Genomic DNA, 12842 nt, shown 5'->3' with positions numbered 1-12842 from the left:
GGCGTGGTTGTCTCTCGCATGCCCCAGGTGTTCGAGTCACCGGAAGCGTACGTACAGGGACGAGGCGTAGCCGACGACATCGGAGCGCACGTGAAGTCGCTCGGGACGGCGTGTCTCCTCTTGGCCGACGAGGTCGTACTCGACCTCGTCGGAGAGCGGGTCGTCGAGAGTCTCGAAGCCGCGGGCGTCGAGGCCGACACGCTCGAGTTCAACGGGGAGAGCTCCGACGCGGAGATACGGCGCGTCGCGGACGTCGTCGAGGAACGCGGGACCGACGTCGTCGTCGGCGCCGGCGGTGGCAAGGTGCTCGACACGGCGAAGGCGGTCCGTGAGGAGGCGGGCGGGGCGATGGTCTCCATGCCGACCGTCGCCTCGACCGACTCGCCGACCAGCGCGCTGTCGGTCATCTACAGCGAGCACGGGGAGTTCGAGGAGTACCGGTTCTTCGACCGCCACCCCGACCTCGTCCTCTTGGACACCGCCGTCGTCGCCGAGGCCCCGACCCGGTTCTTCCGCTCCGGCATCGCGGACGGACTCGCCACGTGGTTCGAGGCCGACGCGACGTACCGGTCGGGCGGGCAGAACGTCGTGGGCGGGACGCCGACGCGGGCCGGGCACCGACTCGCGAAACTCTGCTACGAGACGCTCCGCGACCACGGTCGCTCCGCCGTGGACGCCGTCGAAGCGGGCGCCGTCACGGAGAGCGTCGCGGCCGTCGCGGAGGCGAACACGCTGCTCAGCGGCCTCGGCTTCGAGAGCGGCGGCTTGGCCGCGGCGCACTCGGTGCACAACGGACTGACGCAACTCGAGGCGACGCACGACGCGACCCACGGCGAGAAGGTGAACGTCGGAACCGTCACGCAACTCGTGCTCGAAGGTCGCCCGGACGACTTCGTCGAGGACTACGTCGGGTTCTCGCTGGCGCTCGGCCTCCCGGTGACGCTCGCGGATATCGGCCTCGACGACCCGACGACGGCGCAGTTGGAGACGGTCGCCGAGGCGGCGTGCGACCCCGAGGAGACCATCCACAACGAGCCGTTCGAGGTGACGCCGGCGATGGTCCGGGACGCGCTTCGGACCGCCGACGGCATCGGTCGGCGGGTGGGCGAGCGGTAGTACTCCCGCTCTCACTCCACACTCCACATCTCGTCGCCGCTCGACGGACCGACCGCACGTTCCGAAACGGACCCGTTCCCCCGGACCGCGCCGTCCTCTCAAGTCGGCGCGTCGGAACCGAAAGAAATCGAAATCGGTCGAAAGTGGGGCGCGACGGTCGGCGGACTACGGGACGATGACCGCGCGGCCCTCTATCTCGCCGTGTTCGAGGCGCTCCGCGACGCTGTTTATCTCCGAGAGGTCGTACCGGCTCGTCCGGAGTTCGACGTCTCCGCGGTCGACGAGGGCGACGAGTTCCTGCAGTTCGGTGTAGCGCCCGACGAGCGTCCCCCGGTAGGCGAGTTCGCCGTCGACGAGCGTCTGCGAGGGTTCGTGGACGTGGCCGCCGTAGCCGACGATGTGGTGGTCCGCGCCCGCCGCGGCGATGTCGGGGCCGAGCGACGTGGTCTCGTCGGCGCCGACGAAGTCGATGATCTGCTGGGCGCCGCTGCCGTCGGTGAACTCGCCGACGGCCTCGGGGACGTCCTCCGACGTCGGGTCGACGGTGTGTCTCGCCCCCAGTTCCGAGGCGAGGTCGCGCGCCGCCTCCTTCACGTCGAGGGCGACGATGTCGGCCGCGCTCATCGCGTTCAGACACTGCAGCCCGATGTGTCCGAGGCCGCCGACGCCGATGACGACGGCCGTGTCGCCCGGGTTCAGTTCGTCGACCGCCTTCTTCACCGCGTGGTAGGCCGTGATGCCGGCGTCGGCGTGCGGCGCGATGTCCGCCGGGTCGACGTCGCCCGGCAGGGGGATGACGGCGCGTTCGTTCGTGCGGAGGTACTCCGCGAAGCCGCCGTCCGTCGTGAGACCGGGGAACGAGAGGTTCTCGCAGTACATGTCGTTGCCGAGGCGGCACGCCCGGCAGGTCCCGCACGTCGCGACGGGGTGGCAGATGACCCGGTCGCCCTCCTCGACCGTGTGTACCTCCTCGCCGACGTCGACGACGGTGCCGGCGTTCTCGTGGCCGAGCGTCATCGGGAGCGTCTGCTCGACGTAGTCGGTCCACATCCCCTCGATGATGTGGTTGTCCGTCTGACACCACCCCGCCCCCTCCACTTCGACGACGACGCCGTCGGAGACGTCGACGGACGGCCGGTCCACCTCGTCGATGGAGAGTGGTTCGCTCATGTCCTCGGTGTACTCGTGCAAACGTGCTGCTAACATGGTGCAAAGGGTAATTCTACATCGTTCGTGATAAATCCGCGGGTCGGACACCGCTCGACGTCGACGCCGACGGAAGGAACAGCGAGTGAGACGGAGCGTGCTCGCCGCTCACGACTCCTCGGCGTGCGGGCCGTACGTCTCGGGCCGGTCGGGGTCGAACCGCGCTTCGTTGAGCGCGTCGCAGATGTTTCCCTGTCCGGTCATGTTGACGTTCGCGAGTCGGCTCCGCTTGTGGACGAGGTCGAATCGGTCGGGGGAGATGGGGTCCCCGTCGGGCGTCCGGAACAGCACGTCTTCGCCCGTCTCGACCAGTCCCGTGGCTTCGACCTTCTCGACGTACTCCGCGAGCGGTTCCCGTTCGACGGAGACGCCGACCGAGCCGTCGCGGACGAACACCGCGCCGTCGTCGAGCGAGAGGTCCTCGCGTCGGAGCGCGACGATCTGTCGCTCGTCGAGGCCGGCGTCGAGGAGGGCGTTCATCGCCTCGAACTGCCGGCCGACGCGCGCCTTGTCGTCGAGAGAGGCGCGGATGCCGGCGACGTCGCCGTCGGCGTCCGGGAACGTCGACCCGAACGAGGCGCGCGCGTTGACGCCCTCGGTTATCTCCGATTCGTGCATGTGGTCTCGGAGCGTCACCGTCGCCGTCTCCACCGACGGGAGCGACTCCACCTCGTCGCGGGCGTCCGACGCCATCATCCACGCGAACGCGGGCGAACACCACGCCGTCGGGAGCGAGAACGTCACGTCGACGGTCGACCCCCGGAGGGTGATGTCGTCGAGGTAGCCGAGTTCGACGATGGACTCGTCGAGTTCCGGGTCGGTGACGCGGTCCAGTCGGTCGCGCACGTCCGAGACGGACGGGCCGTCGTCGCTGTGGGTGCTGCTCGACATCAGTCTGCGGTGGCGTCGGGGGCGCCGTAGTGGTCTCCGAGGCCGAACTCCTCGGTCACGTCGTCGGCGCGGAACTGTTCTTTCTTCGCCTCGATGTCGATGTCGTACAGGTCGGCGACGTTCTCGCCCATGATCTTCTTCATCACGTCGGTCGAGAGTTCGATGCCGTACTCGTCTTTCTGCTCGTCGGTGAGTTCGGCGTTCATCACCGTCTCGACCAACCAATCCGGGTTCCAGAGGGCGTAGTCCGAGCCGAAGATGATGCGGTCCTCGCCCAACCAGTACAGCAGTTCGCCCATTATCTCGCCGAACTTGCGGGGCCGGTTCTGCGCCATCGGCGCCGCGACGGCGAGGCCGCCGTAGACGTTCGGTTCCTGCGCGGCGATCCAACAGAAGTCGTCCAACCGGGGGAGTCCGACGTGTTCGACGACGAACTCCAGGTCGGGGAACGAACTCGCCGCGTCGTCGATGTCCGCGACGTCGAACGCGTCGCGGTTCAGCGGCCGGATGGTCGGCCCCTTGTGCGCGTGAATCTTGTCGATACCGAGGTCCGCGCACTTCTCTAAGAACTCGAAGGCCTCGTCGCTGTCGAGCCGCCATCCCTTCGAGTCGCCGCGCCACTCGGCGGTATACACTTTGACCCCCTCGATGTCGTACTGCTCTTTCTGCTGTTCGAGGTACTCCAACCCCTCCTCGCCATCGCGGGGGTCGAACGTCCCGTTGAGGACGAACCGTTCGGGGTACTCCTCGGCCAGTTCGGCGTTCTGCTCTATCGTGTTGAACCCCTCGTCGTAGAAGTCGGTGAGGTACGTGGGTTGGAAGACAGCCATGTCGGCCGCCGCGTTTCCGAACAGGTCCTCGGTCATCCGCTCCGGTCCGTAATAGCGGTACTCGTCGAGGTCCCACTCCCGTTCGTCGGGGGTGAACCCGGTGTGGTAGTCGTAGAAGCACTGGATGAACTCCTCGCCGCCTTGGTGTACGATGTTCTCCTCGCGGGCGTCCCAGAGGTGGACGTGCCCGTCGATGACGAATATCTCCTCTCCGTCTTGCTGGTACATCCCGTATGGGACTCACGAACACACTATCATAATTGTTTTGGTGAGATTCTCTCAGAGGGCGAAACGCGAGTCTACGGGCGGTTCAATCGTGTCGAACGCCTGTGCGCGAACCTCCTCGGCCGCCGCTCGGAGTACCTCTGCACCTGCCACCGGTCGTACACCGGCGAGCGAGTTCGACAAGGTTGAACGCGAAGCCGAGTATGAATTACACGCGTAGGTATGTAACGCATGAGGGTTCCTCGGAGAGACGGCCGGATGGGCACGCGGAACGCGATTCGACTGTGGTGAAAATTGATTATCGTTCGGTCCGAAACCCCGACCATGACAAGCGAAACGGGGACGAAGCGCATCGAAGCCTCCGAACGGACGCTGGAGATTCTCGACTTTCTCGCCGGGCGGGAGCGAACGACGGCGACGGCGGTGGCCGAGCGACTGGGCATCGCCAAGAGTACCACGCACTACCATCTGAAGACGCTGGAAGACGCCGAGTTCGTCGTCCGCGAACGCGACGGTTACAGGGTGAGTCTGAACTTGTTGACCATGGGTCACGACGTCGTCGCACAGATGAGCACGTATCAGGCCGGGAAAGCGAAGGTGGACGAACTCGCCCGCGAGACGGGCGAACTCTGCATCCTGATGGTCGAAGAGCACGGCTACGGCTACTACATCTACGACAACCGAGGCGAGGACGCCGTCAACTTCGACACCGCGGGGAACCGGAAACGACTGCACGACAACGCCCTGGGGAAGGCGTTCCTCTCGCAGGTGTCCGCCGAACGCGTCGACGAAATCGTCGCGCGACACGGACTGCCGGCCACGACGGGACAGACCGTCACCGACCGGGAGCGACTGGATGCCGAACTGGAGACGGCGCGCACCGAGGGCGTCGCCTTCGACTACGAGGAGCAACTGAACGGCCTCTGCTGCGTCGCCGCCCCCATCCGGGAGGCCCAGTCGGACGACGTGTCGGTCCGGGGGGCCATCAGCGTCGCCGTCCCCGCGAGTCGGGCACAGGACGAGTACTTCGAGGAGGAACTCCCGCGGGCGGTGTCGGACGCCGCGAACATCATCGAACTGGAGATACAGGACTACTGAGCGCCGTTCGACGAACGCGAACGCGTTTTGGACCGGTACGGTACTGTCGCTCTTCTGTTGTGAACACAAGGATGAGAACGGCAGTTGGGTGGTGGATTCGGTTCTCTGATAAAGATACGAGCGCATACCCCCGTCTTTCTCCGGGACGCAAGGGTCGGCGCGGCGCGAACGCGCGCACTCCGAATCCGGGTCTCGTCGGCCGAGGTGCGCCTTTCAGAGCACTCATAGCTTTTGTTCTCTCGACGCGTCGTAGCGCGTATGCGACTCGTTGAGGTGCTGATACCCGTGGGGAGGCGAGCGGAGGTTCTCGACTCGCTCGACGGACAGGGCGTCGACTACGCCGTCTTCGAGGAGGTCGGTCGCGGAGATTTCGAGGCGATGGTGCAGTTCCCGGTCCCGTCCAGCGGCGTCGAGACGGTGATGGAAGCGTTGACCGACGCGGGGATTCGAGACGACACGTACACCGTCGTTCTTCCGACGGAAACGGTCGCCTCACAGCATCTCTCCGCGCTGAAAGAGCGGTCCCTCGGGCTCGGAATCTCCCGCGAACACCACGCCCTCGCGACGGCCGCGATGCTCGGAGCGGTGCTTCAGCAGACGACTCTCATCCCGCCGGGGCTCGACATCCAGGAGATTCCGCAGGTCGCGGAGCGAACCAGTCCGAACGTCCTGTCGCTCTTTCTCGCGTTGGGTTCGGGACTCGCGGGTGCGATCAGCATCATGCGAGGGTCGGGGTCGACCCTCGTCGGCGTCGCTGCGCCCGCCGGGCGGGGAGTGAGCGCATGACCGACGCGTACTACCTGATCAGCGACCTCCACGTCGGCGGCGACGAGCAACTGGAGCACGTCGATTTCTTGGACGAACTGCTGTCGTTCCTCCGGACGCTCGAGACGACAGACGAGGACGCCGAACTGATAATCAACGGCGACGCGTTCGGCCTGTGGGAGTTCACCGCGGTCGACGGACTGGACAAGTTCGACGCCCTCGTCGACCGGTATCCGGAGCTGTTCGAGCAGTTCAGAGCCACGGGCAGTCGGATTCCCATCACGCTCATTCCCGGAAACCACGACTACGAACTCGCCGCCTACCCCGAGTACGTCGACCGCTTGGCCGAGTTCAACGTCACGCTGCGACAGGAGATATCGATCACGCGACCCGTCGGGGACCACGTCGTCTACATCGAACACGGGATGCAACGGGACCCGAACAACCGGATTCCGGACTTCGGAAACCCGTACGCGAACCCACCCGGCTACTACGTCAACAGACAGATTACGAGCCGCGCCGGTCGCCTCTCCGCGCGCGGGAAGTTCAACTGGCTCAAAGACATCCAAGCGGTGACGCCGATGACGCAGATTCCCGCGTGGATTCTGTCCAACTACTTCTACAGGGAAATGAGCCCCTGGCTCAGGTACGTCTCCGCGCCGTTTCTCCTGCTGTTCAACGTCGGCTTCCTCTACGTCCTCGCGTTCGCGCTCGACGCGGCCGGTCTCTGGTCGCTCCCGATGGCGTTCGTCGAGCGGGTGCTCGGACTGTTCGGTCCGGTCGGCGCGCTGGTCGACCTGCTGTTGACCGCGAACCTCGTTATCACGCTGTTGTTGCTGCTCGTCGCGATTCCGCTGTACGCCTTCGTCAGGGACGCTCGAAAGACGCTCAGACGGTTCGGTATCGACCGACCGGACGAGCGAGACCCGCCGGTGGACGTCTACCTCGCGGGAGCGAGAGAGGTGTTCGCGGCCGACCCGTCGGTCGCCGTGTTCGTCTACGGTCACACGCACCGGCCCTCGGTCACGGAAGTGGAGGACAGAGTCGTCATCAACACCGGGACATGGCTGAAGCGACTACGGCGTATCGACCCGGCGTTCGGCGTCCTCCCGCCCGTGTTTTACTCCTGGTACCAACTCAACTATTTCCGCCTGTCGGCGGCGGAGAACGGGGGTGTCGTCGTCGACTACGAACTCGTCGAGAAGGCGCCGCCGAACGACGAGACGTGGTTCCAGCGCCTCCTCACCCGGACGCCGAGGCGAGAAGACGGTATCCCGCCGCGCACTGTCGTTCGGCCCGCACGCGAACCGGAAGCGGACGTCTCGATGGACACCGACTCGACGAACGAGTGACGGACCGGCCTCGATGCGATTCGGAGGTCGACCGATTCGGAAGGTGGACGGCACCCACGAACGGATATAAATTATTGTATGTTTTCCAGCGAATCGGAATCGAGGTGGACCGGAGAAGAGTCCGTCCCGCCGAGAGGCAACGAGATATAGTTCGACCGAGATACTGCGACATGGCGCAGACGTCCCGAGAGCAGGTGTGGGCGGTGGTGGAACCGAATCCGGAGGACCGGCGGGGGGAGCGATTCGGCTGGGTCGTGTTCGCCGTCGCGTCGATGAACGTGGTCGCCGTCGTTCTCTCGACGGTCGAGCCGCTCTACGAACGGTATTCGGTCTACTTCACGGCCTTGCTCGTCGCGTCGATGGTGCTGTTCACCGCTCTGTACGTCGTTCGGCTCTGGGCCGCGGGCGCCGCTTCCGGCGGCCTCGACCGGCGCGGTCGGTTCGCGTTCGTCCGCAACCCGATCGCCGTCGTCGACTTCTTCGTTCTCGCGACGTTCTGGACCGGCCTTCTCTTCGGGATACCGCTGCTCGAGTCGGGGCTGTTTCGCGTCCTCTGGTTGGTCCGCGTGCTCAACCTCTCGTGGTTCAGACGCTCCCGACGCCGGTTCAAGCGGGTACTCGACGCGCAGCGTTCGGACCTCGCCGTCGCGTTCAGCGGGGCCGGGATGCTGGTCCTCGTCTCCTCGACGCTCATGTACTCCGTCGAAGGGAGCGTCCAGCCGGAGGCGTTCTCGTCGATTCCGAAGACGCTGTGGTGGGGAATCGTGACGCTCACCACCGTGGGCTACGGTGACGTCGTCCCCGTCACGCCGCTCGGACGGCTTCTCGGCGCCGCGACGATGCTGGGCGGTGTCGCTTTCTTCGCGCTCCCGTCGAGTATCTTGGCGGCGGGATTCTTCGCGGAGCAGGCGCGGAAGGAGACCCGGGCCGAAGAGGCACCGAGGGTCGGGCGGTGCCCCCACTGCGGCGAATCGTTCGGCGGCGAGGACACCGGTTCTCCGCGTCGCTGAACCCGCCGAGTAGGGGCTTGATGCTCGCCGTTCGGGACCGCTATCGTGGGCACGTACTTGCTGCGGCGATTCTACGGCGGCGTCGTCGACGGCGTACTGACCGCCACGGACGCGGCGGTGCCGGCCGGTGACCGAGCAGCGCTCGCGCTGGCTCTCGAAGAAGCCGCGGAGACGGCGACGAGAGGGGCGCAGCGGGAGTTCCTCGCCGCCCTCTCCCCCGCGCAGCGAGAGCTGTTGACGAGCGTGTTCGACGTCGCCGTCGTGCAGGCGCAGCGAGAGACGCTGTTGCTCCTTACGCTCTTCGTGCTCGTCGTGCTGTTGGTCTCGACGCTCCTTCCGAACGACGGGAGCGACGCGGATTCGTGAGTGCGTTCCCGTATATCGCGCGTCCGGGAGGGCCGCCGCGCGGTTAGAACTGGTCGAGTCCCGCCTGTTCGTTCGCGGACTCGGAGTCGGAGCCCGCTGACTCGGCGGACTGTGTCCCCGCCCCGTCCGATCGGGTCGTCGCCTGCTCGACGATGTTCCGACTCTTCGGCGACAACGACGCCCGACGGAATACGTCGGGTTCTCGCATCGCCGCCTCGGACTCCGCACGGAGGCCGGCGAAGGTGTCCAGCGCCGCCCGTCGCTCGCGGTCGTAGTCGACCACCGGATACGGATAGTCCTCGCCGACGTCGACGCCGAGTTCGTCCTGCAGCGACAGCGGCATCCGCTCCGGGCGGTCCAGGTACTTCGCGGGGACGGGGTCGAGTTCGGGCACCCAGCGCTTGACGAAGTCGCCCTCGGGGTCGTTGTCCCGGACCTGCTTTCGGGGGTTGTACACGCGAATCGCACCGATTCCCTTCAGTCCGCTCTGGCTCTGCCACTGCGTGTAGTTGATGGCGGGGTCGGCGTCGATGAGGTGATAGTACATGTAATCGGCGCCGACTTGCCAGGGTTGTTTGAGGACGAAGCTGAACACCGACGCGCACATCGCCCGCATCCGGAAGTTGAGCCAGCCGGTTTCCCGGAGACAGCGCATCGACGCGTCGACCATCGGGAAGCCGGTCCGCCCGCGTTTCCACGCGCGGATCAGCTCCTCGTCACCATTGTCGGCGTAGATGCCTTCGAGCACCGGGTTGACCGCCGTGTCCATCCATCCCGACCAGTCGGCCAGCTTCTGCGTGTAGTGGCGGTTCCAGAACAGTCTGGAGACGAACGCCTCCTTGCCGTTGGAGTCGATGGCGTCGTCGAGCGCCTGGTACACCTCGCGCACCGAGAGGGCACCGAAGCGGAGGTGCGCCGACAGCCGACTGGCGCGCGTCGCCGCTCCCAGCGGACTGCTGACGTTCGCTTGGTACTCGTGGACGACGTCGAGGAATCTGTCGAGACGGGCGAGCGCCGCCGTGCGGCCGCCCGTCGGCACGTCCGTCTTCGACGGCGAAACGTCGTACTCGCCTTCGATGGCGTCGATATCGACTGTCGACGGGAGGTCGTGCCTCCCGAACCCCGACTCGTGTGGGCGATTGGGGTCGCTCTCGAAGTACGACTCCGCGTGCTCGGCCCACCCCTCCCGGTCGGACTGCCCGTACCGGATACCGTCGTCGGCGACGAACCGCACGCCGTCGCGGGCGGCCAGCGCGTCGTCTCGCTCCTTCCCGTACCGCCCCGTCGCCTCCCGATTGACGACGGCGTCCCACCCCGCGTCGAGGAACGAATCGAGGACGTCGACCGGCGACCCGTGCGCGTAGACGAGGGTCGTTCCTTCCTTCGTGTACTGGTCTTCGAGGTCGGCCAGACACTCGTGGAGGAATCGTAACCGGGCGTCGCAGGCGAGGCCGTCCGCCCCGTAGAACCGCGGGTCGAAAATGAATAACGGACAGACGGTGTCGTAGTTCGCCGTCGCGTACTCGACCGCTCGGTCGTCCGTGAGGCGGAGGTTGCGCCGGTGCCAGAGGACGCACGCGTCGTCGGACTCCGGCGGAACGGGGGGCGACAGCGTCGGCTCTTCGCGGGGGGATGGAGCCATCACCAGTGTCAAGGGACGGATTGGAATAAGGCGCTCGGTGGGGGCGTTTCGGGAGGCGTACCGGAGTACGGTCCTCGGGTCGAGTTCGAGTCCGACGTCTGGAGCCCACCCCAGTCGAGAACTGAACCCCCACCTCCCCCACCCCGTGTGCGAGATGAAATCGGGGACGGAGGGGCCGGGGGAGACAGCCGCGGGTACAGGCGGCCCTGATCGTCAGAATCGAGTCGACAGGACGACGTCGGACGGGCCAAAACCGCGCGACGGGAGTTGTTGAAGATAGGCACTTTTATCTATATGCTTTGATAACAGAACCCGTAATGTAGCTGTAATCGAGCGGTTTGGTACTATCTCTTCTGATACTACGCGCTTTGCCGCTCGAAGCACGACGAAGCGGACCGGCCCCCCGCTTGACTCTCGGCAATTCACTTCGCACACGGGGTGAGGGGGTGACGACCGGCGCCGAGTTGCTGCGGCCGAGCGAGTATCGGGAGCGATTTCATCTCGCACACGGTGTGTGCTATCGTCTCACCGTTCGGACCGGACGGGCCCGGTCGAGTACCGAAAATCATCTCGCAAACGGGGGGAGGGAGGCGGCGATTGATTTCGTCCGCGGTGCATCGGTCCTTTCCTAGTTCGGCCACACAGGTTCTCTGCAACTCGATACATCGGTATTTAATCTCGCACACGGTTTCCGTGGATATTTACGCGCGGCGCGGCAGTTCGGAACATGGCCGACGGCGACGACCAGTCTCTCTCCCAGTCTATCAAGGGGCGCCTCCAAGAGGGCGTTCAGAACTCCGTCTTCCGGGAGAAGGCCCTTCTCGACCCCGACACCGTCATCGACGAGGACCGAATCGTCGGGCGCGACGAACAGTTGGACGACATCATCACCTATCTGCGACCCGCCCTGCAGGGGAACCGACCGCCCAACATGCTGCTCTACGGACCCTCGGGAACCGGAAAGTCGCTCATCATCAACGCGGTGTGCCAGCAGGTGCTCGAACTCGCCACCGCGCAGGGCGACCGTCTCGGGTTCATCGAGGTCAACTGCCAGACGATAAAGTCGCACGACCGGGCGGTGTACCGACTCGTCGAGAGCGCGGCCGCCGAGGCCGGCGTCGAGGTGGGGGTCCCCGAGAGCGGCATCTCGACGGACCAGAAGCTCACCCGCTTCTACGAGATTCTCACGAACAACTTCGACTCGGTCATCATCATCCTCGACGAGGTGGACCTGCTGGTGGGCCGCCAGCGCGACCCGAACGACGAGCCGGCCCACTCGAAACTGCTGTACCAACTATCGCGCGCCTCGCAGTTGGGCCGCATCGAGGGGCACGTCTCGGTCGCCGCGCTGACGAACGACCCCCGGTTCATGGAGGACCTCGACGGACGGGCGGAGAGTTCGTTCAACCCGCAGGACGTCGTCTTCTCCGATTACGACGCGAACCAGCTACAGGCCATCCTCGAACGGCGCCGCGACGCCTATCAGGAGGGCGTGCTCGAAGACGGCATCATCCCGCTCAGCGCGGCGTTCGCCGCGCAGGACCACGGCGACGCCCGCAAGGCTATCGACCTGTTCCGGAAGGCCGGCGAAATCGCGGATCGGCAGGGGACGGGGACCATCTGCGAGGCGGACGTGCGCGACGCGCAGAAGGAGGCCGAGCGCGACCGGACGCTGACGCAGATGCAGGGACTGTCGGCCCAGAAGAAGCTCTCGCTGTACGCGACCGCTGTCGTTCCCGTTCACGCACAGCGCACGCTGGACGCCGTCCCCAGCACGGTCGCCTACCGCGTCTACCAGTATCTCACCGACCTCCTGGACACCGACGAGAAGTCGCGCGACTCCTACCTCCGATACATGAACGAGGCGGAGACCTACAACTTCGTCGTCTCGGAGAAGCGCGGCCGCGGCTACGGCAGCGGCGTCCACAAGGAGTACACGTTCGTCGACGACCCCAGCGTCGTCGCCGAGACGCTCGAAGACGACATCCGGCTCGAAGCGGCCGAACACGAGGAGGACCTCATCAGGTCCGTCGTCGACGCGCAGGTCGCGGATTTCTTCGAAGAGGAGTAGCCGAGAGCGGGGCGTCCTCCCGCGGAAAATCATCTCGCACACGGGGTGTCCCCACCGAGCATCGCGACCCGAAATTCACTTCGCACATGGGGTCCATCGGAGAGATTTCGACGGCGCAGTAGATATCAGTATTGATATTGATATCTACAGTTCGGAGGGCCGCTCTGCTTTCTGCTGGGTGAGAAAACACACCTCTCTGCTTCTTCGGGCATTTAGAGGGCCTCTAAAGAGCACTTCTGAGGTGATCCATCTCTCGGAGTCGATTATCAA

The 12842-nt window shown here is 65.5% G+C and carries 10 protein-coding genes and 1 pseudogene; 7 read left to right on the top strand and 4 right to left on the bottom strand.

Going from position 1 to position 12842, the window contains the following annotated elements; all coding sequences use genetic code 11:
• Positions 1 to 18: 18 nt before the first annotated feature.
• Entirely contained in the window at positions 19 to 1116 is a 1098-nt protein-coding gene (locus NDI79_RS05835; RefSeq protein WP_310927496.1) for a glycolaldehyde reductase, read from the top strand.
• Between the two features lie 165 nt (positions 1117 to 1281).
• Here NDI79_RS05835 and NDI79_RS05830 read toward each other — a convergent pair whose 3' ends face one another.
• The 3 genes from NDI79_RS05830 to NDI79_RS05820 all read right to left on the bottom strand — a co-directional run bounded on the left by NDI79_RS05830 (position 1282) and on the right by NDI79_RS05820 (position 4271).
• Positions 1282 to 2322, bottom strand: a complete 1041-nt coding sequence (locus NDI79_RS05830; RefSeq protein WP_310927495.1) for an NAD(P)-dependent alcohol dehydrogenase — start codon at positions 2320 to 2322, stop codon at positions 1282 to 1284.
• A 108-nt stretch (positions 2323 to 2430) separates the two neighbouring features.
• Positions 2431 to 3213 carry an iron-sulfur cluster assembly protein gene (locus NDI79_RS05825; RefSeq protein ID WP_310927494.1) on the bottom strand — a complete coding sequence of 261 codons (783 nt, stop codon included), beginning with the start codon at positions 3211 to 3213 and terminating at the stop codon, positions 2431 to 2433.
• Positions 3213 to 4271, bottom strand: coding sequence for an amidohydrolase family protein (locus NDI79_RS05820; RefSeq protein WP_310927493.1), 1059 nt, complete (start codon positions 4269 to 4271; stop codon positions 3213 to 3215). The genes NDI79_RS05825 and NDI79_RS05820 overlap by 1 nt, the downstream gene beginning before the upstream one ends.
• 321 nt (positions 4272 to 4592) lie before the next feature.
• Here NDI79_RS05820 and NDI79_RS05815 point away from each other — a divergent pair, with 321 nt between their 5' ends.
• The 5 genes and pseudogenes from NDI79_RS05815 (at position 4593) to NDI79_RS05795 (ending at position 8859) form a co-directional block, all read left to right on the top strand.
• A complete protein-coding gene (locus tag NDI79_RS05815; protein ID WP_310927492.1) occupies positions 4593 to 5366 on the top strand; it encodes an IclR family transcriptional regulator in 774 nt (257 codons plus the stop codon).
• Positions 5367 to 5624: 258 nt separating this feature from the next.
• Positions 5625 to 6122, top strand: a pseudogene (locus NDI79_RS05810) (DUF389 domain-containing protein); the annotation flags it as partial.
• A 26-nt stretch (positions 6123 to 6148) separates the two neighbouring features.
• Positions 6149 to 7483 carry a metallophosphoesterase gene (locus tag NDI79_RS05805; RefSeq protein WP_310927491.1) on the top strand — a complete coding sequence of 445 codons (1335 nt, stop codon included), beginning with the start codon at positions 6149 to 6151 and terminating at the stop codon, positions 7481 to 7483.
• A gap of 170 nt (positions 7484 to 7653) precedes the next feature.
• Entirely contained in the window at positions 7654 to 8493 is an 840-nt protein-coding gene (locus tag NDI79_RS05800; RefSeq protein ID WP_310927490.1) for an ion transporter, read from the top strand.
• Between the two features lie 45 nt (positions 8494 to 8538).
• Positions 8539 to 8859: a hypothetical protein gene (locus tag NDI79_RS05795; RefSeq protein WP_310927489.1), complete on the top strand. Its 321-nt coding sequence runs from the start codon at positions 8539 to 8541 to the stop codon at positions 8857 to 8859.
• A 43-nt stretch (positions 8860 to 8902) separates the two neighbouring features.
• Here NDI79_RS05795 and NDI79_RS05790 read toward each other — a convergent pair whose 3' ends face one another.
• Positions 8903 to 10501, bottom strand: a complete 1599-nt coding sequence (locus NDI79_RS05790; protein WP_310927488.1) for an FAD-binding domain-containing protein — start codon at positions 10499 to 10501, stop codon at positions 8903 to 8905.
• 727 nt (positions 10502 to 11228) lie between these two features.
• On the opposite strand from NDI79_RS05790, the gene NDI79_RS05785 reads away from it, so the two are divergent.
• Complete coding sequence (locus tag NDI79_RS05785) at positions 11229 to 12572, top strand: orc1/cdc6 family replication initiation protein (RefSeq protein ID WP_310927487.1); 1344 nt, start codon at positions 11229 to 11231, stop codon at positions 12570 to 12572.
• The last annotated feature ends 270 nt before the right edge of the window (positions 12573 to 12842 follow it).

The sequence above is a fragment of the Halogeometricum sp. S3BR5-2 genome (assembly GCF_031624635.1).
Classification (GTDB): domain Archaea; phylum Halobacteriota; class Halobacteria; order Halobacteriales; family Haloferacaceae; genus Halogeometricum; species Halogeometricum luteum.
Note: the sequence above shows the minus strand (reverse complement) of the source record. Positions and strands in the feature narration are given on the sequence as shown.

What these genes read in the sequence shown, in the direction of transcription:
- NDI79_RS05835 (WP_310927496.1), top strand. Translation starts at nt 19, where the DNA reads ATGCCCCAGGTGTTCGAGTCACCGGAAGCGTACGTACAGGGACGAGGC.
- NDI79_RS05830 (WP_310927495.1), bottom strand. Translation starts at nt 2,322, where the DNA reads ATGTTAGCAGCACGTTTGCACGAGTACACCGAGGACATGAGCGAACCA.
- NDI79_RS05825 (WP_310927494.1), bottom strand. Translation starts at nt 3,213, where the DNA reads ATGTCGAGCAGCACCCACAGCGACGACGGCCCGTCCGTCTCGGACGTG.
- NDI79_RS05820 (WP_310927493.1), bottom strand. Translation starts at nt 4,271, where the DNA reads ATGTACCAGCAAGACGGAGAGGAGATATTCGTCATCGACGGGCACGTC.
- NDI79_RS05815 (WP_310927492.1), top strand. Translation starts at nt 4,593, where the DNA reads ATGACAAGCGAAACGGGGACGAAGCGCATCGAAGCCTCCGAACGGACG.
- NDI79_RS05805 (WP_310927491.1), top strand. Translation starts at nt 6,149, where the DNA reads ATGACCGACGCGTACTACCTGATCAGCGACCTCCACGTCGGCGGCGAC.
- NDI79_RS05800 (WP_310927490.1), top strand. Translation starts at nt 7,654, where the DNA reads ATGGCGCAGACGTCCCGAGAGCAGGTGTGGGCGGTGGTGGAACCGAAT.
- NDI79_RS05790 (WP_310927488.1), bottom strand. Translation starts at nt 10,501, where the DNA reads ATGGCTCCATCCCCCCGCGAAGAGCCGACGCTGTCGCCCCCCGTTCCG.
- NDI79_RS05785 (WP_310927487.1), top strand. Translation starts at nt 11,229, where the DNA reads ATGGCCGACGGCGACGACCAGTCTCTCTCCCAGTCTATCAAGGGGCGC.